The organism is Pseudoduganella buxea (assembly GCF_009720835.1).
Taxonomy (GTDB): Bacteria; Pseudomonadota; Gammaproteobacteria; order Burkholderiales; family Burkholderiaceae_D; genus Rugamonas; species Rugamonas buxea.
Genome location: NZ_WNKZ01000057.1, coordinates 22,323 through 40,538, shown reverse-complemented (window position 1 = coordinate 40,538; position 18,216 = coordinate 22,323). Strand labels below are relative to the sequence as shown.

General features: G+C 67.9%; 12 protein-coding genes. 9 read left to right on the top strand and 3 right to left on the bottom strand.

All coding sequences use genetic code 11. From position 1 onward, the window contains the following. The coding region (gene prpR / locus GM672_RS18220; RefSeq protein WP_155471954.1) for a propionate catabolism operon regulatory protein PrpR at positions 1–1,533 on the bottom strand (1,533 nt) is incomplete at its 3' end. Positions 1,534–1,688: 155 nt separating this feature from the next. On the opposite strand from prpR, the gene prpB reads away from it, so the two are divergent. From prpB to prpF, 4 genes are read left to right on the top strand one after another with little or no spacing between them, the layout of a single operon-like run. Further along, positions 1,689–2,576 (top strand): methylisocitrate lyase, encoded by an 888-nt coding sequence (gene prpB / locus GM672_RS18215; RefSeq protein WP_155471953.1) that lies wholly within the window; start codon positions 1,689–1,691, stop codon positions 2,574–2,576. An 18-nt stretch (positions 2,577–2,594) separates the two neighbouring features. Next, positions 2,595–3,740, top strand: coding sequence for a bifunctional 2-methylcitrate synthase/citrate synthase (gene prpC / locus GM672_RS18210; protein WP_155471952.1), 1,146 nt, complete (start codon positions 2,595–2,597; stop codon positions 3,738–3,740). A 34-nt stretch (positions 3,741–3,774) separates the two neighbouring features. Beyond that, positions 3,775–6,393, top strand: a complete 2,619-nt coding sequence (acnD, locus tag GM672_RS18205; protein WP_155471951.1) for a Fe/S-dependent 2-methylisocitrate dehydratase AcnD — start codon at positions 3,775–3,777, stop codon at positions 6,391–6,393. Next, positions 6,390–7,583, top strand: coding sequence for a 2-methylaconitate cis-trans isomerase PrpF (gene prpF, locus GM672_RS18200; protein ID WP_155471950.1), 1,194 nt, complete (start codon positions 6,390–6,392; stop codon positions 7,581–7,583). Before acnD ends, prpF begins: the two co-directional genes overlap by 4 nt. A gap of 73 nt (positions 7,584–7,656) precedes the next feature. Here prpF and GM672_RS18195 read toward each other — a convergent pair whose 3' ends face one another. Then, a complete protein-coding gene (locus tag GM672_RS18195) occupies positions 7,657–7,884 on the bottom strand; it encodes a hypothetical protein (protein WP_155471949.1) in 228 nt (75 codons plus the stop codon). A 51-nt stretch (positions 7,885–7,935) separates the two neighbouring features. Here GM672_RS18195 and GM672_RS18190 point away from each other — a divergent pair, with 51 nt between their 5' ends. Beyond that, on the top strand, positions 7,936–11,253 hold the full coding sequence (locus tag GM672_RS18190; RefSeq protein ID WP_229417801.1) for a bifunctional diguanylate cyclase/phosphodiesterase: 3,318 nt from the start codon (positions 7,936–7,938) through the stop codon (positions 11,251–11,253). A 16-nt stretch (positions 11,254–11,269) separates the two neighbouring features. Here GM672_RS18190 and GM672_RS18185 read toward each other — a convergent pair whose 3' ends face one another. Beyond that, a complete protein-coding gene (locus tag GM672_RS18185) occupies positions 11,270–12,040 on the bottom strand; it encodes an exodeoxyribonuclease III (protein WP_155471948.1) in 771 nt (256 codons plus the stop codon). Positions 12,041–12,449: 409 nt separating this feature from the next. On the opposite strand from GM672_RS18185, the gene GM672_RS18180 reads away from it, so the two are divergent. The 4 genes from GM672_RS18180 to GM672_RS18165 all read left to right on the top strand — a co-directional run bounded on the left by GM672_RS18180 (position 12,450) and on the right by GM672_RS18165 (position 18,178). Then, a complete protein-coding gene (locus GM672_RS18180; RefSeq protein ID WP_155471947.1) occupies positions 12,450–12,821 on the top strand; it encodes a phiTE_015 family protein in 372 nt (123 codons plus the stop codon). 9 nt (positions 12,822–12,830) lie between these two features. Further along, a complete protein-coding gene (locus GM672_RS28960; protein ID WP_188916062.1) occupies positions 12,831–13,394 on the top strand; it encodes a hypothetical protein in 564 nt (187 codons plus the stop codon). Positions 13,395–13,517: 123 nt separating this feature from the next. Then, positions 13,518–16,790: a DUF2339 domain-containing protein gene (locus GM672_RS18170; RefSeq protein WP_229427770.1), complete on the top strand. Its 3,273-nt coding sequence runs from the start codon at positions 13,518–13,520 to the stop codon at positions 16,788–16,790. Next, positions 16,787–18,178 (top strand): DUF3999 family protein, encoded by a 1,392-nt coding sequence (locus GM672_RS18165; protein ID WP_155471946.1) that lies wholly within the window; start codon positions 16,787–16,789, stop codon positions 18,176–18,178. Before GM672_RS18170 ends, GM672_RS18165 begins: the two co-directional genes overlap by 4 nt. The last annotated feature ends 38 nt before the right edge of the window (positions 18,179–18,216 follow it).

Sequence of the window (18,216 nt, the reverse complement as noted above, 5' to 3'; positions counted from 1 at the left end):
GCCGAAACGCCGCAGCACGGCCGTGGCGCTTTCCAGCGCCGCCGCCGGGTCCGATGCTTCGTCCGGCGCGCCCGCCAGTTCCGGCGCCACGTCGAGCATGAAGGCGGGGGTCAGGGCCTGCAGGGGCTCGGCGGCCAGGAACAGTGCCAGCCGCTCGGCCAGGTTGCGCAGCTCGCGCACGTTGCCGGGCCATGCATGGCGGCGCAAGAGCGGCGCGCAGGCCGCCAGTTCGGCCGCCAGGTTCGGGTGGGCACGCGCGCCCAGTGCCGCCAGCGCATTGCGCAGCGACCATTCGGCCAGCGGCACGATATCGTCCTGCCGTGCGCGCAGCGGCGGCAGGGCCAGGCGCAGCACGGCCAGCCGGTAGAAAAGATCGGCCCGGAAACGGCCGTCGCGCACGCGCGCTTCCAGGTCGCAGTGGGTGGCGCTGACGATGCGCAGGCTGACGGGAATCGGACGCGTGCCGCCGACCCGCACCACTTCCCGTTCCTCCAGCACCCGCAGCAGGCGCGTTTGCAGCGCCAGCGGCATCTCGCCGATCTCGTCGAGGAACAGGGTGCCGTGGTTGGCCGCCTCGAACAGGCCGGCATGGCCGCCCCGCCGCGCGCCCGTGAACGCGCCTTCCTCGTGGCCGAACAGTTCCGATTCGAGCAGCGACTCGGCGATGGCGCCGCAGTTGACGGCAACGAAGGGGCGGTTGCCGGCCAGGCGGCTGTCGCGGTGGATGGCCTGGGCCACCAGCTCCTTGCCGGTGCCTGTTTCCCCCTGGATCAGCACCGTCGCGTTCGAGCGGGCATACAGCACGACGGCCTGGCGCACCTTGTCCATCGCGGCCGAGTCGCCGCGCAGGTCCGTCACGCCGTGGCGGGCCCGCAGCGTATCGGGCACGGCGCCCGCGCGCACGCGGTGGCGGCCCGACTCCAGCCGCCCCAGGCGGGCGATTTCCAGCGCGTCGTCGAAGGCCTGGCGGATCGACGCGGCCGAATACACGAATACGCCGTCCAGGCCCGCTTCCTCGGCCAGGTCGGTGATCAGGCCCGCGCCGACAACGGCGCGCACGCCGGCCGCCTTCAGTTCGTGGATCTGGGCCCGGGCATCCTGCTCGGTCGCATAGGTGCGCTGGACGATATCGAGCTCGAACGTGGCGGCGAACTGCGCCAGCTCGGCGACCGGGGCCTGGTAGGAGACGACGCCGATGCGGGGCGCCTTGGGCCCTGCGGCCTGTTTGGCCCGGGCCAGCGCCTGCATCATGTCGAAGCCGCTGGCCTTGGCCACGACGACGGGCACGGGCAGCCGGCTTTTCAGGTAGGCCGCGTTCGAGCCGGCCGAGATGACGGCGTCGCAGCGCTCCGTGGCCAGGCGCTCGCGGATATGGCGCACGGCGTCGTCGAAGCCCAGGTTGATGGGCTCGATGGTGGCCAGTGCGTCGTATTCCACGGTGATGTCGCGCAGCAGCTCGGCCAGGCGCGAGACGGACACGGTCCAGATGACGGGTTTGTCCTGGTCGGACGGCAGGGGCAGGGGATGGGCCATGTTTCATATTATAGTGCAGCAGCGTTTCAACGTTTCACAGTGAAACGCCAGTACAATGACTGAAACGTTGCAAGTGCTTGATTCTGCACGCCTGACATGCCTGGCATGGCGATTGCTGTACCGACCTGTCTATTTCCATTCGCTGAAAGGTCATCATGAGTCAATTTTCCGCTGGCGCCGCGTTCCGCAAGGCCGTCCAGGAAGAGTCGCCGCTGCAGGTGGTCGGTGCCATCAACGCCAACCATGCGCTGCTAGCGCAGCGTGCCGGGTTTCGTGCCATCTACCTGTCCGGCGGCGGCGTCGCGGCCGGCTCGCTGGGCCTGCCGGACCTGGGCATCTCGAACCTGGACGACGTGCTGGTGGACGTGCGCCGCATCACGGATGTGTGCGAGCTGCCCTTGCTGGTCGACGTCGATACCGGGTTCGGCGCTTCCGCCTTCAACGTGGCGCGCACGGTCAAGTCGCTGATCAAGGCCGGTGCCGGTGCCCTGCATATCGAGGATCAGGTCGGCGCCAAGCGCTGCGGCCACCGGCCCGGCAAGGAGATCGTCAGCAAGGCCGAGATGGTGGACCGCATCAAGGCCGCCGTCGACGCGCGCACGGATGAGAACTTCGTCATCATGGCCCGTACCGACGCGCTGGCCGTGGAAGGCCTGGACGCCGCCATCGACCGGGCCATTGCCTGCGTCGAGGCGGGCGCCGACATGATCTTCCCCGAAGCGATGACGGAACTGGCCATGTACAAGCAGTTCGCCAACGCGGTGAAAGTCCCTGTGCTGGCCAACATCACGGAATTCGGCTCGACCCCGCTGTTCACGGTGGAGGAACTGAAGACGGCCGACGTGGGCCTGGTGCTGTACCCGCTGTCGGCCTTCCGGGCGATGAACAAGGCGGCCGAGAACGTGTATGGCGCGATCCGCCGCGACGGCACCCAGAAGAACGTGCTCGACACGATGCAGACCCGCGCCGAGCTGTACGAGCGCATCAACTACCATGAATTCGAGCAGAAGCTGGACGCGCTGTTCCAGGCGAAGAAAAACTAAGGGCAATCAGGAGACACCATGAACGACATCACCTTCAAACCGAAAAAATCCGTGGCCCTGTCGGGCGTCGCGGCGGGCAATACGGCCCTGTGCAGCGTGGGCAAGACGGGCAACGATCTGCACTACCGCGGCTACGACATCCTGGACGTGGCCGACAGCTGCGAGTTCGAGGAAATCGCCTTCCTGCTGGTGCACGGCAAGCTGCCCACCAGCGCGGAACTGCGCGGCTACAAGGCCAAGCTGAAATCCCTGCGCGGCCTGCCGCAGTCCGTCAAGGCGGCGCTGGAAGCGCTGCCGGCCGGCGCCCACCCGATGGACGTGATGCGCACGGGGGTGTCGGCGCTGGGTTGCGCGCTGCCGGAAAAGGACGACCACAATGTGGCCGGTGCGCGCGACATCGCCGACCGCCTGATGGCGTCCTTCGGTTCGATGCTGCTGTACTGGTACCACTACAGCCATAACGGCCGCCGCATCGAGGTGGAGACGGACGACGATTCCATCGGCGGCCACTTCCTGCACCTGCTGCACGGCTTCAAGCCGGCCGACAGCTGGGTCAAGGCCATGCACACGTCGCTGATCCTGTACGCGGAACACGAGTTCAACGCGTCAACCTTCACGGCCCGCGTCATCGCCGGCACTGGCTCGGACATCCACTCGGCCATCACGGGCGCCATCGGCGCGCTGCGCGGACCGAAGCACGGCGGCGCCAACGAAGTGGCGCTGGAAATCCAGAAGCGCTACGAGAACGCCGACGAAGCCGAAAGCGACATCCGCGCCCGCGTGGCAAACAAGGAAGTCGTCATCGGCTTCGGCCACCCTGTCTACACCATCGCCGACCCGCGCAACAAGGTCATCAAGGAAGTGGCGCGCAACCTGTCGCGCGATGCCGGTTCGATGAAGATGTTCGACATCGCCGAGCGACTGGAAACGGTGATGTGGGACATCAAGAAGATGTTCCCCAACCTGGACTGGTTCTCGGCCGTGTCGTACCACATGATGGGCGTGCCCACTGCCATGTTCACGCCGCTGTTCGTCATCTCGCGCACGTCCGGCTGGGCCGCGCACGTCATCGAGCAGCGTATCGACAACAAGATCATCCGCCCGAGCGCCAACTATGTCGGCCCGGAAGACCTGGAATTCGTGCCCATCGCGCACCGCGGCTGAGCCAAGCAACAGAGGCCTACAAGTGACCATCCCAATGAACAGCGCGTACCGCCGCAACCTGCCCGGTACCACCCTGGATTTCTTCGACGCGCGTGCCGCCGTCGAGGCGATCGAAGCGGGCGCATATGACAAGCTGCCCTACACGGCCCGCGTGCTGGCCGAGAACCTGTGCCGGCGCTGCGACGCGACGATGCTGACGGCTTCGCTGCAGCAGCTGATCGAACGCCGGCAGGACCTGGACTTCCCGTGGTTCCCGGCCCGCGTGGTCTGCCACGACATCCTGGGCCAGACGGCCCTGGTCGACCTGGCCGGCCTGCGCGACGCCATCGCCGCGCAGGGCGGCGACCCGTCCCTCGTCAATCCCGTCGTGCCGACCCAGCTGGTGGTGGACCACTCGCTGGCCGTCGAATGCGGCGGCTTCGATCCCGATGCCTTCGCCAAGAACCGCGCCATCGAGGACCGCCGCAACGAGGACCGCTTCCACTTCATCGAGTGGACGAAGAAAGCCTTCCGCAATGTCGACGTGATCCCGCCGGGGAACGGTATCCTGCACCAGATCAACCTGGAGCGCATGTCGCCGGTGGTGCAGGTGGCCGACGGCGTGGCCTATCCGGACACCCTGGTCGGCACCGATTCGCATACGCCGATGGTGGACGCGCTGGGCGTCATCGCCATCGGCGTGGGCGGGCTGGAAGCGGAAACCGTGATGCTGGGCCGGGCTTCGTGGATGCGCCTGCCGGACATCGTCGGCGTCGAGCTGACGGGCCGCCCGGGTCCGGGCATCACGGCCACCGACACCGTGCTGGCGCTGACGGAGTTCCTGCGCAAGCAGAAGGTCGTGTCGGCCTGGCTGGAGTTCTTCGGCGAGGGCGCCGCCGCGCTGACCCTGGGCGACCGCGCCACCATCTCCAACATGGCGCCCGAATTCGGCGCCACGGCGGCCATGTTCTCGATCGACGAGCAGACCATCCGCTACCTGCGCCTGACGGGGCGCGACGACGAGCTGGTGGCCCTGGTCGAGCTGTACGCGAAGGAAGCGGGCCTGTGGTCCGACAGCCTGAAGAACGTCGAGTACGAACGCGTGCTGACGTTCGACCTGTCCACGGTCGTGCGCAATATCGCCGGCCCGTCGAACCCGCACAAGCGCGTGCCCACCTCCGAGCTGGCCGCGCGCGGCATCAGCGGCGTGGTGGAAAACGAGCCGGGCCTGATGCCGGACGGCGCCGTCATCATCGCGGCCATCACCAGCTGCACCAACACGAACAACCCCCGCAACATGATCGCGGCGGGCCTGCTGGCCCGTAATGCCAACCGCCACGGCCTGTTGCGCAAGCCGTGGGTCAAGTCCTCGCTGGCGCCCGGCTCGAAAGCCGTCACCCTGTACCTGGAGGAGGCGGGCCTTCTGCCGGAACTGGAAGCGCTGGGCTTCGGCGTCGTGGCCTATGCCTGCACCTCGTGCAACGGCATGTCCGGCGCCCTCGACCCGGCCATCCAGCAGGAGATCGTCGAGCGCAAGCTGTACGCCACGGCCGTCCTGTCGGGCAACCGCAACTTCGATGGCCGCATCCACCCGTATGCGCAGCAGGCCTTCCTGGCTTCGCCGCCGCTGGTGGTGGCCTACGCCATTGCCGGTACGATCCGCTTCGATATCGAGAAGGACGTGCTGGGCCTGGACGCCGCCGGCAAACCGATCCGCCTGCAGGACCTGTGGCCCAGCGACGAGGAGATCGATGCCATCGTCGCCGCCGCCGTCAAGCCGGAACAGTTCCGCAAGGTGTACATCCCCATGTTCGCGCGCACGGAAGGGGCGAATGACGGCGCGGCCGTCAGCCCGCTGTACGACTGGCGCGCGCCGAGCACCTATATCCGCCGTCCGCCGTACTGGGAGGGCGCGCTGGCCGGCGAACGCACCCTGCACGGCATGCGCCCGCTGGCCATCCTGGGCGACAACATCACGACGGACCACCTGTCGCCGTCGAACGCCATCATGCTCGATTCGGCCGCCGGCGAGTACCTGGCGAAGATGGGCCTGCCGGAAGAGGACTTCAATTCCTACGCCACGCACCGGGGCGACCACCTGACGGCGCAGCGCGCCACCTTCGCCAACCCCACGTTGAAGAACGAGATGGTGGTGGTGGACGGCCAGGTCAAGGCCGGCTCGCTGGCCCGTATCGAACCGGAAGGCACCATCACGCGCATGTGGGAAGCCATCGAGACGTACATGGAACGGGGCCAGCCCCTGATCGTCATCGCCGGCGCCGACTACGGCCAGGGCTCGTCGCGCGACTGGGCCGCCAAGGGCGTGCGCCTGGCCGGCGTGGAAGCCATCGTGGCCGAAGGCTTCGAGCGCATCCACCGCACCAACCTGGTCGGCATGGGCGTGCTGCCGCTGGAGTTCACGGGCGGCATCAACCGCATCACCCTGGGCCTGGACGGCAGCGAGACCTATGACGTGGTGGGCGAACGCAAGCCGCGCGCCACCTTGACCCTGGTGATCCACCGCGCCAACGGCGAAAGCCTGACGGTGCCGGTGCAGTGCCGGCTCGACACGGCCGAGGAACTGGCCATCTACGAGGCGGGCGGCGTGCTGCAGCGCTTCGCCCAGGACTTCCTGGCCGCCACCGTGATCCCGACCGCCAGCGAGGCCGCATGACGACGCACGCACCCCAGATCAGGATTCCCGCCACCTATATGCGCGGCGGCACCAGCAAGGGCGTGTTCTTCCGGGTGCAGGACCTGCCGGAAGCGGCCCAGGTGCCGGGAGCGGCGCGCGACGCGCTGCTGCTGCGCGTGATCGGCAGCCCGGACCCGTACGGCAAGCAGATCGACGGCATGGGCGGCGCTACCTCCAGCACCAGCAAGACGGTGATCCTGGCGCCGAGCAGCCGCCCGGGCCATGACGTCGATTACCTGTTCGGCCAGGTGTCGATCGACAAGGCCTTCGTCGACTGGAGCGGCAATTGCGGCAACCTGTCGGCGGCGGTGGGCGCCTTCGCCATTGCCGGCGGCCTGGTGGAAGCGAGCCGCGTGCCGCGCGACGGCATCTGCGTCGTGCGCATCTGGCAGGCCAATATCGGCAAGACGATCATCGCCCACGTGCCGATGACGGACGGCGCGGTGCAGGAAACGGGCGCATTCGAACTCGATGGCGTGACCTTCCCGGCCGCCGAAGTGCAGCTCGAATTCATGGACCCGGCTGCGGAAGAGGAGGGCGGTGGCGGCGCCATGTTCCCGACCGGGAACCTGGTCGACGAGCTGGACGTGCCCGGCATCGGCACCTTGCGGGCGACGATGATCAACGCCGGCATACCCACCATCTTCATCGAGGCCGAAGCGCTGGGCTACACGGGCACGGAGCTGCAGGAAGCCATCAACGGCGACCCGCAGGCGCTGGCGCGCTTCGAGACTATCCGGGCCCACGGCGCCGTGCGCATGGGCCTGATCGCCCATGTGGACGAGGCGGCGCGGCGCCAGCACACGCCGAAGGTGGCCTTCGTGGCGCCGGCCGCGCCCTACGTCTCTTCCAGCGGCAAGCAGGTGGGGGCGGACGACGTCGACCTGCTGGTGCGGGCCCTGTCGATGGGCAAGCTGCACCACGCGATGATGGGCACGGCGGCAGTGGCCATCGGCACGGCCGCCGCCATTCCGGGCACGCTGGTGAACCTGGCCGCGGGTGGCGGCTCGCGCACGGCGGTGCGCTTCGGCCACCCGTCCGGCACCTTGCGCGTCGGCGCCGAAGCCACCCTGGTGGACGGCCAGTGGCAGGTGACGAAGGCCATCATGAGCCGCAGCGCGCGCGTGCTGATGGAAGGCTGGGTGCGGGTGCCGGGCGACGCCTTATAGGGAACCGCTGATGTATCCATGGCGGCGATCTCCGCCCTGAGAAAATGCGCCCAGCTGCGCCACAAATGCCCTGTCATACCCCCCGGTATGACAGGGCATTTGCGTCTTGCCGGGCACGTTTTTCAAGACGAATCTCATGCACCAGCAATAAATCGGCGATGCCCTGGTCGCCCTGCCAGGCAGTTACATCGAAGACAAGGAAAGGGACGGCGCTGCCGTCCCTTTTGCCTTTCCGGCCACGGTTCGGGTCCCGATCTGTTGTTTCGATGCCCGGCCGGCGCCCCGTTTCGGTGCGCGGCATGGCTATCGCCACGTGGCTGGTTTATGATCGCAAGGCCCTTTTTGTTACTTCATGGCAGCAATCATTTCCCCCTTTCCGACAATGATCCCCGTTTCCAGCCCTGCCGACCTGATTGCCGATGCCTTGCAACTGATCGGCATGCCTGCGTGCGCCTGCGACGGCGACGGCGTGCTGTCGGCGGCCAACGGCGAGCTGGCCGCGCTGCTGGGCGAGGACCCGTGCGGCCAGCCGCTGGCCAGGCTGTTTGCCCGCCATGTGCGCAGCGACAGCGTGGTGACCCTGGCCGCGGCGCTGGCCGGCAGCCGCCCGGCCGCGTGGGAAAGCTGCGTGGCGCGCACCGATGGCACCTACGTGCCCGTGCAGATCACCGTCAAGCCGTATTGCGCCGCGCAACCGGGCGCGTTCGGACAGGTGCCGACGCAGCGCGGCGCCACCGTGCTGCTGCACGATATCAGCGCCGTCCAGCGCGACCAGCGTGCGCTGCGCAAGGCACTGGTGGAGCAGCAGGCCATCCTGGAGAACGCGGCCGTCGGCATCATCTTCAGCAAGCTCGATTTCATCCATGAATGCAATCTGCGCGCGGCCGAGATGTTCGGCTACCAGCGCCATGAACTCGAAGGCGCGCCCAGCGTGCTGCTGTATCCCGACCCGGCCGAGTTCCGCGCCCGGCGCGAACGCTGGGTGCCCGTGCTGGCCCAGGGCCAGTCCGTCACCCTGGACGTGCAGATGAAGCGGCGTGACGGCCAGCTGTTCTGGACGCGCTGCTACGGCCGCCTGATCGACCCGTCCGACGAGGCCGAGGGCATGGTGTGGATCGTCGAGGACATCAGCGAGCAGCGCGCCGCCAGCGAGGCCACGCGCCAGCTGCTGCTCGAGCAGAAGGCCATCCTGGACAATGCGTCGGTCGGCATCCTGTTCACGAAAAACCAGCGCATGTTGAGCTGCAATCCGCGCATGGCCGAGATGTTCGGCTTCGCGCCGGGCGAAATGGTCGGCATGCACTCGGGTGCCGTGTTCCCCTCGGTCGAGGTGTACCAGGCCTTCGGACGCGAGGCCGGGCCCGTGCTGGCCGCCGGCCAACCCTTCGAGATGAAGGAGTGCCGCTTCCAGCGCAAGGACGGTTCGCTGTTCTGGTGCCACGTGCGGGCCAAGGCCGTCGATCACGAGACCAACGAGGGCGGCACCATCTGGATCCTGGAGGACGTGACGCAGTCGCGCGAGATGCAGATGGATGTCGAGGCCCTGATGACGAATGCGTCGATCAGCATCCTGTTCACGCGCAACCGCCAGATCACCCGCTGCAACCGGGGCTTCCTGGAGATGTTCCGCTACCGCGACGACGAATGCATAGGCATGCCGGCGGCGGCCCTGTACCCGAGTGCCGAGGCCTACGCGGCGCTGGGCGCGCTGGCCACGCCGCTGCTGGCGAACGCGCGACCCTTCCAGACCGAGGTGGAGATGCGGCGCAACGACGACACCACCTTCTGGGCCCAGCTGATCGGCTATGTCGTCAATCCGGGCGACCCGACCCAGGGCACGATCTGGATTGCCGAGGACCGCACGGAGCAGAAGCTGGCGGAGGAATCGCTGCGCAACGCGCTGCTGGAAAACCAGGCCATCCTCGACAGCGCCGTGCTGGGCATCGCCGTCGTCGAGTGGGGCTGCAACCTGCGCAGCAACCGCAAGATGGGCGAGCTGTTCGGCTATGGCCCGGGCGAGATGACGGGCGTTCCGATCCGCCAGCTGTATCCGGACGCCGAGGCGTGGGACGCGGCGCGGCGCGAGACGGCGGCCGACTTCCGGGCCGGGCGTGTCAGCTCATCGGAACACCAGCTGATGCGGCGCGACGGCAGCCGCTTCTGGGCGCGCCTGTCGGGCCGGCCGTTCGACTGGTCGCAGCCGAAGGGCCGCAGCGTGTGGATGATCGATGACGTGACGGCGCGGCGCGCGGCGGGCGACGCGGTGCGCCGCGCGCGCGACGAGCTGGAAGTGCGGGTACTGGAACGCACGGCCGAACTGGCCGGCGCCAATGCCATGCTGCAGGCCGAGATCGTGGAGCGGCGCCAGGCCGAGGCGCGCGTGCACCACATGGCCTACCACGACAGCCTGACGGGCCTGCCGAACCGCGCGCTGCTGGCCGACCGGCTCGACCGCGCCATGCTGACGGCGCAGCGCTCCGGGCGCAGCCTGGCCGTGATGTTCCTCGACCTGGACCGCTTCAAGACCATCAACGATTCGCTGGGTCACCTGACGGGCGATGCGCTGCTGAAGGAAGTGGCGGGGCGCCTGTGCCGGGCCGTGCGCGCCAGCGACACCGTGGCGCGCCAGGGCGGCGACGAATTCGTCGTGCTGCTGCCGGGCCTGCGCAACAACGACGAGGCGGCCCAGGTGGCGCAGAAGATCATCGATGCGCTGGCGCTGCCGTTCCCGCTGGACGGCCACAGCCTGCACGTGACGCCGTCCATGGGCATATGCGTGTACCCGGACGACGGCCAGGATGTCGAGACCCTGATGCGCCATGCCGACGCGGCCATGTACCACGCCAAGTCGGCCGGGCGCAACAACTACCAGTTTTTCACGCAGAACATGAACCAGGCGGCGGCCCACTTCGAGCTGGAGAGCAGCCTGCGCGGCGCGCTGGCACTGCAGCAGTTCGAGCTGCACTTCCAGCCCATCGTCAATATCGCCACGCGCAAGCTGCATTCGCTGGAAGTGCTGCTGCGCTGGCGCCGCCCCGTCACGGGCCTCGTCATGCCGGACATGTTCATCCCCATCATCGAGGAGAACGGCCTGATCGTGCCGATCGGCGAATGGGTGATCCGGCGTGCGTGCGAGCAGAGCATGGAGTGGAAGCGCCAGGGCCTGCGCCCCGTGCCGCTGGCCGTCAACCTGTCGCCGCGCCAGTTCATGCACCAGGGCCTGGTGCCGTCGATCCGCGCCATCCTCGACGAGACGGGCATCGAGCCGTCCATGCTGGAATTCGAGATTACGGAAACGGCGCTGATGCAGCACGGCGAACAGACGCTGGAAATCCTGGGCCAGATCAATGCGATGGGTATCCGCCTGTCGATCGACGATTTCGGCACGGGTTACTCCAGCCTGGCCTACCTGAAGCGCTTCCCCGTCAAGAAGATCAAGATCGACCGCGCCTTCATCAAGGATCTGGAGGACAGCGCCGAAGACCGCGCCATCGTGGCCGCCATCATCGCGCTGTCGGACAGCCTGCAGTTGTCGGTGGTGGCCGAAGGCGTCGAGACGGAAGGGCATTACTACCTGCTGCAACGGCAGGGCTGCCAGTTCGCCCAGGGCTATCTGTTCTCGCAGCCGGTACCGGCGGCGAACGCGCAGAAGCTGCTCGAGCGCAGCTGACGGCGCTCGACGATTCTCATGCCGCCGCCAGGGTGGCGATGACGGGCGTGTGGTCGGAAGGCTGCTGCCACTTGCGCGGCGCGCGGTCGATGGTGCAGGCCGTGCAGCGCGCCACCAGCGGCGGCGACAGCAGGATGTGATCGATGCGCAGGCCCTGGTTCTTCTGGAAGCGCAGCATGCGGTAGTCCCACCAGCTGTAGCTCTTCTCCGGCTGCTCGAACAGGCGGTAGGCGTCCGCCAGGCCCAGGTCCAGCAGGGCCTGGAAGGCGGCCCGTTCGGGCGGCGATACATGCACTTCGCCTTCCCACGCGGCCGGATCGTGCACGTCGCGGTCTTCCGGTGCCACGTTGTAGTCGCCCAGCACGGCCAGTTGCGGATGGGCCGCCAGTTCGCCGGCCAGCCACTCGCGCAGCGACGCCATCCAGCCCAGCTTGTATACATACTTGTCCGAATCGACGGCCTGGCCGTTCGGCACATAGGCGCACACGACGCGGATGCCGTCGATGGTGGCGGCCAGGATGCGCTGCTGCGCGTCCGGATACAGTGGGTTGTTGCGTACCACGTCCGTCATCGGCAGGCGCGACAGGATGGCCACGCCGTTATAGGTCTTCTGGCCGGAAAACGCCACCTGGTAACCGGCCGCCTCGATGGCGGCGACGGGGAATTTATCGTCCGTCAGCTTGGTCTCCTGGATGCACACGACGTCCACGGGATTTTCCTCCAGCCAGCGCAGCAGGTGGGGCAGGCGCACGTTCAGGGAGTTCACATTCCAGGTCACTAGCTTCATGGGATTCCTCGGGTCGACAGTGGGGCACACGCGGCACGCATATTACAGGATTTGACAGGTGTTACAAGTTGCTTAAACCGAATACAATATGCGACAATGAATTTGCAAAATAGCATTGAATTTAAAATAAAGCAGCTCTCTCAGGCGCAATTTCTGTTGCAAAATGCCACATCCGTGAAAATAATTGCCGATTATGTCTCGGGGTTATCAAAATAGCACTAAAATTCGATGAACGTTCGCCCAAAAGCGCAATATACTTACGTTGTTCGGCATCGAACGATTTCCATACGCATGTTGCACCGTAACTGTCGAGCAAAATAATACTGCCAAGACATGTTGTCGTGTGTAAATAGGTGGTACCATAAGGAAATAGTCGAATTAACGTGCAAAGCATTTGTAAAGGAAGAAAATGCGATCTGCATTCGAAGCATGGGCACAGCGGGACGGCCATATCGTACGGCGCCGCGAAGATAAACCGGAAGAGTATCTGGTGTACGAAACGCAGCGCCGCTGGCTGATCTGGCAGGCGGCGCTGGAACACGGCAAGACGCCGGCCGCCCGCAAGGCGGCCGCCAAGGAAGCCGGTGAAAAGGCCGCGGGCGCCCGCAACGGCGTCCAGCGAGCGCCAACGATGGCGGGCGACGAGGCGGAAGTCCGCACGGCTGTGTTGAACGAAGTCATCGACGCGTTCTCCGGCCTGAATGGCAACACGGCCATGGAAGATATCCTGAACGTGATCCAGGGACTGAAGCAGAAGCAGAAGTCCCAAAGCGGCGACTGACCGCACCGCATGGCTTTCCGCCTGACGCCCGCTGCCGGCATGTGCCTGCATGTCCGCGTGGCGGCGCTCGTCCGGGCCTTGCGGCGCCGTGCGCTTCCCGCGACAGGCAACGCACGGCCGCATGCCATCGTCGTTGCCTTGCTTGCCTCGGCAACGCTGGGTGCTTGCGCGACGATGACGGAAAGCAGTGAGCAATACGTGATGGTCCTGACCGTTCTCGACCACCAGCAGGTGGCCGGGATCGGTTGCGTGCTGTCCAACGATGCCGGGCGCTGGTTCGTCACGTCGCCGGGAAGAGTCCAGATCCGCAAGAGCACGAAGCCGCTGACGGTCGATTGCCGCAAGGAGCAGGTCTGGGCCTTCGACCAGATCGGCCCGCGCCAGAATGCCTCGCGCTGGGGCAATATCCTGCTGACGGCCGGTGCCGGCCAACTGGTCGACCGCCAGACGGGTGCCGGTTTCGACTATCCACAGACCTTGACGGTGGTCTTGCAGCGTGGCGAGCCGAACCGGCAGCAGCCCGGCGCGCCGGTGCAATCCCCACCGCCGCCCGCGTCCGGCGAACTTTACTGATCCCCCCATTGCCCGGCGACCCGGGCAAGGTCTTTATTGCGCCGTCTCCTGCGGCAACGCAGAACTGCGCCCACGCGAACCCTTAGCATTGCCGTTTCCCGACTGGAACGATGAGGGGCTTGCGTGGACAGTATCCTGTTATTCGCCGTACTACTGACCCTGTTTGTCATGACCATGGGCGCGCGCAAGATCGCCAAGGCGACCCGTGCCCGGGTACTCGGGCTGGAACGCCAGGTGGCATCGATGCGCCAGGCTGTCGACGAGCTGCACGTCCGCGTCAATGCGCTGGCGGGCGTGCCGCCCGGGCCAGCGCTGGAGTCACAGGCTGCCCCGCCCGAGGCTGCCTTCGGGCCTGAGGTCGCGCCTGAGTCCGGGCCCGAACCCGGGCCTGAATTCCAGCCCGAGTTCGACCCCGAGCTCGAACGGGTGCTCGAGGCCGAACACGGGTTTTCGCCCGAACCCGGCCCAGCGGTGGCAGCGCCAGCCGAACCGGCGGTGGCCATGCCGACCGAATCCACTCCCGTACCGAAACCTGTCGCGCCCGCCGCGCCGCCTGCCATGCCGGCCCGCGGCGGCAACCCGGCCACTGTCTGGGGCGGTGCCCTGCGGCGCTGGCTGTTCACCGGCAACCTGGTCGCCAAGCTGGGACTCGTCATCCTGTTGATCGGCGTCGGCTTCCTGCTCAAATACGTGGCCGGCCACGTCGACATTCCCATCGAACTGCGCATCGCCGCCATCGCCGCAGTCGATATCGCCTTGCTACGCTGGGGGTGGCGCATCCGCGTCAAGCGGCGCGGCATCGGCCTGCCCGTGCAGGGCGCCGCCATCGGCATCCTGATGCTGCTCACCTTCGGCGCCTTCCGGCTCTACGGCCTGATGCCTGCGGGCGTCACCTTCGCGTTGCTGTTCGTGCTGACCGCCTTCACCTGCCTGCTGGCGGTGCTGCAGAACGCCGTCTGGCTGGCCCTGTTCGGCATCGCCGGCGGCTTCATGGCGCCCGTGCTGACGTCCACCGGGTCGGGCAGCCATGTGGCGCTGTTCTCCTACTACGCCTTGCTCAACGCCGGCATCCTCGTCATCGCGCTCAGGCGCGCCTGGCGCGTGCTGAACCTGGTCGGCTTCGCGTTCACCTTCGGCGTCGGCACGGCGTGGGCGGCGCGCAGCTATGTCGCGGGCCACTACCTCTCGGTGCAGCTGTTCCTGCTGCTGTTCGTGCTGTTCTATACCGGCATTTCGCTGGCCTATGCGCTGCGCCGGCACGAGCGGCGTCGCCCCTATATCGATGGCACGCTGGTGTTCGGCACGCCGCTGGTCGGCGCCACCCTGCAGTACCTGCTGGTGCGCGACATGCCCTTCGGCGCCGCGCTGTCGTCGCTCGGTGGCGGCATCTATTACACGGCGCTGGCGCTGGCCCTGTGGCGCCGCCGCGGCGAGCACTTCCGCCAGCTGGTGGAGTCCTGGCTGGCCATGGGCGTGCTGCTGGGGACCATCGTCGTGCCGCTGGCTCTGGACGGGCGATGGACGTCGGCGGCGTGGGCGGCCGAAGGTGCAGCCATCGTCTGGATCGGCCTGCGCCACGGCCGCGCGGCCACCTGGACCTTCGGACTGGCCGTGCAGGTGGGTGCGTGGGCAGCCTTCCTGGGAACCTTCGACGCGCTGTCGCCCCCGGCGCGCCAGCATGCGCAGCTATGGCTCGGTTTCCTGCTGCTGGCGGCCAGCGCCGGCATCGTGGCATGGCGTTTCCAGGAAGCGCATGCGCGCCTGCCGGGGCGCGGCTTCGATACCGCGAGCATGTTGTGTCAGTGGCTGGCGGTGGGTACCGTACTGGCGGCCATGTGGGTAGAGATCGACGTGCGCACGTTCGGCACGCTGCGCCTGGACCTGTTGGCCGCCACGGCCATGCTGCTGGCCGTGCTGGTGGCGGTGGTCGGTCGCCGTATCGGCATGGTGACGACCCGGCCCATGGGCACGGCGATCCAGCTGTTCGCGGGCGCCATCGTCTTCGTGCAGATGGTGGGCAACTGGCAGTGGGGCGCGGATGCCGCGGCACCGCAGCCGGCCGTGGCTGTCGTTCTGATCACCGCTGCCGCACTGTTCAGCGCATGGCGCCTGCAGCGCGACGACTCGCCGATAGCGCTTTCGTCGTCCAATCTGATGCTGGCCTGGGGCGCCGTGTGGTGGTTCGGCGAGCTGCTGAACGTGGGCGCGGTGATGCTGGCCGACGTGACCGGTGGCCGCGATGCCGGGCTGATGCCATGGTCGCGCAACTGGCCCGCCTACGGCATCTGCGTCGCCGCCTCCTCGCTGCTGGCCTGCTGGTGCGCGCGCCGGCTGGTGTGGCCGCAGCTGCGCTGGCTGGGGGTGGCCACCTGGGTGCAACTGGCCCTCGTGCTGCCCGAAATGCTGGTCCTTCTCTATCAGGGCCAACTGCCCGCGCCGGTGGAGTGGGGCGCCCTGGCGGCGATGCTGGCGACCGGCGAATACCTGCTGATGCGCTGGAACGAAGAGGGCTCCCACGACCAGGGCTGGCGCCTGCCTGCGCCGGCCCACCTGGCCATCCACTTGCTGCGCTGCGCCGGTCCGTGGTTGATGATCTGGCCGGCCGGCTATGCGCTGGTCCTGCGCTGGCTGGCTGGCCCCGATCAATACCAGGCCCTGCTGCTGCAGGCCGGCTGGGAGGCCGGTACCTTGTGGGCCCAGTGCCTGCCCCTGTGGTTGCAGATGGGCGTGATCGCCTGGCTGCTGGGCGCCGTGCGGCGCGACGGCTGGCCGGTGGCGCCGTTCCGCGTATGGTATGCCAAGGCGCTGCTGCCGCTGGGGACGGCGTGGTGCGTCTGGCGCGTCGTGTTGTGGAACCTGTTCCAGGACGGCGGCATGACACCGCTGCCCTACCTGCCGCTGCTCAATCCCGTCGACCTGGCCAGCGCCTTTGCCGCCGCCCTGGTCGTGGCCCATGCCGGCAGCGGCGGAGCCATGGCCATGACGGCGCACTGGCAGGCCCGCCTGCGCTGGCTGGGCGGCCTGGGCGTGTTCGCGTGGCTGAACCTGATGCTGTTGCGCACAGCCTCCCACGTGCTGGACCTGCCGTACGAGGCCCAAGTGCTGCTGGCTTCGCGCACCGTGCAGGCCATGCTGTCGCTGACGTGGGCGCTGTCGGCGCTGGTACTGATGTGCTTCGCGGCGGCGCGCCTTCGGCGCGGCCCGTGGCTGGCCGGCGCCGCGATGCTGGGAGCCGTGGTGGCCAAGCTGTTCCTTGTCGACCTGGACGGCAGCGGCAGCATGGAGCGCATTGTCTCCTTCCTCGGCGTTGGCCTGCTGATGCTGGCGATCGGCTACCTGGCGCCGTTCCCGACCGACCAGCCGGCACGTGCCAGGCTCCCAGGGGAGGCCGCATGAAGCGCTTCCTGGCCATTGCCCTGGCCTGGCTGGCGTTGACGCCGGCCCGCGCCGACGAGGCCCGCGACTACGCTTGGCGGCAAACCTTGACGACCAGCGGCCGCGAGGCGGTGGTGCAATACCGGCTGCCCCGCAGCGTCTACCTGCATGCCCGCTCGCCCGCTCTGCACGACCTGCGCGTGTTCGACAGCCGTGGCATGCTGCTGCCGTTCGCGCTCCGTCCGCCGGCCGAGGTGTCCCAGGCCAGCCGGGCGACGGTGCCGGTGCGCGTGTTTCCCGTGTATGGCGCGGCGGAAGACACCAGCCCGGTGACGGCCGTCGAGATCCGCCGCACGCCAGACGGCGCCCTCGTGTCGGTCGGCACGCGCGCCGCGCCACGCGAGGGCGACGCCCTGTCGGCCCTGGTGCTGGACATGCGCGCGGCCGCTCCGGGCAGCAGCGTCAACCAGCTGCGCCTTACCTTGCCGCCCGGGACGCCACGCTACGATGCGCGCCTGTGCGTCGAAGCCAGCGACGACCTGAAGGCGTGGCGTGAGCTGGCCGAGAGCCACGTCAGCTGGATGGTCAGCGGCGATGGCGCGGCGCTGGCGGCGGACCGCATCGCATTCGCGCCGCAGCAGTTCCGCTATGCGCGCATCCGCTGGCTGGAGGGCCAGCCGATCCGGTTCGCCGCCATTGGTGCCGACACCGTGCAGACGACGGCCCAGCCGGCGCCATTGGAGACGCTGATTCTACCGGCCAGCACCGGCAGGAATCCGGGCGAACTGCTGTATGCGTCCGCCCCCGCCATTCCCGTGCAGCGCATCGGCCTGGAGTTCGCCGAGCGCAATGTCAGCCTGCCCGTAGAGCTGGGCAGCTATGCCGAGCTGCCGGCGGTCAAGGCCGGTCGCGGCAGCACTTGGCGGTTCCAGCCGGCGCTGCGTGCCACCTTCTACCGCATCGAGCAGGGCGGGCGCGAACGCCGCTCCGGCGATCTGTCGGTCGCGCCGATGCACCGGGCGCACTGGGTGTTGCGCGCGCTCGCGCCCAGCGACAGCCGGCCCGCGCTGCGCCTGGGCTGGGCGCCAGCGACCCTGGTCTTCCTCGCCAACGGCCATGGCCCTTATACCTTGGCCTACGGGCGCGACGGCGCGGCGCCGGCCGCGCGCGACATCGCGCAGGTGGCGCCCGGCCTGTCGGCCGTCGAACTGCAGACGGCCGAGCAGGTGTCGCCAGGACCCGAGGAGGCCAGGGCGGCTGCTGCGCCGGTAACCAGCGAGGCACGGCAGGCTGTCGCGTCGACGCAGGCGCGCAAGGGCGTGCTGTGGGCAAGCTTGGCCGCAGGCCTGGCCGTGCTGGGTGCGATGGCCTGGCAGCTGGTGCGCCAGTTGAAGCCGGCGCCCCAATGAAAAACGCCGCCCGGCGCGAACCGGGCGGCGTTGCTGGC

What these genes read in the sequence shown, in the direction of transcription:
- GM672_RS18190 (WP_229417801.1), top strand. Translation starts at nt 7,936, where the DNA reads ATGGCAGCAATCATTTCCCCCTTTCCGACAATGATCCCCGTTTCCAGC.
- GM672_RS18195 (WP_155471949.1), bottom strand. Translation starts at nt 7,884, where the DNA reads ATGCCGCGCACCGAAACGGGGCGCCGGCCGGGCATCGAAACAACAGAT.
- prpF (WP_155471950.1), top strand. Translation starts at nt 6,390, where the DNA reads ATGACGACGCACGCACCCCAGATCAGGATTCCCGCCACCTATATGCGC.
- GM672_RS18185 (WP_155471948.1), bottom strand. Translation starts at nt 12,040, where the DNA reads ATGAAGCTAGTGACCTGGAATGTGAACTCCCTGAACGTGCGCCTGCCC.
- acnD (WP_155471951.1), top strand. Translation starts at nt 3,775, where the DNA reads ATGAACAGCGCGTACCGCCGCAACCTGCCCGGTACCACCCTGGATTTC.
- prpB (WP_155471953.1), top strand. Translation starts at nt 1,689, where the DNA reads ATGAGTCAATTTTCCGCTGGCGCCGCGTTCCGCAAGGCCGTCCAGGAA.
- GM672_RS28960 (WP_188916062.1), top strand. Translation starts at nt 12,831, where the DNA reads ATGGCTTTCCGCCTGACGCCCGCTGCCGGCATGTGCCTGCATGTCCGC.
- GM672_RS18165 (WP_155471946.1), top strand. Translation starts at nt 16,787, where the DNA reads ATGAAGCGCTTCCTGGCCATTGCCCTGGCCTGGCTGGCGTTGACGCCG.
- GM672_RS18180 (WP_155471947.1), top strand. Translation starts at nt 12,450, where the DNA reads ATGCGATCTGCATTCGAAGCATGGGCACAGCGGGACGGCCATATCGTA.
- prpC (WP_155471952.1), top strand. Translation starts at nt 2,595, where the DNA reads ATGAACGACATCACCTTCAAACCGAAAAAATCCGTGGCCCTGTCGGGC.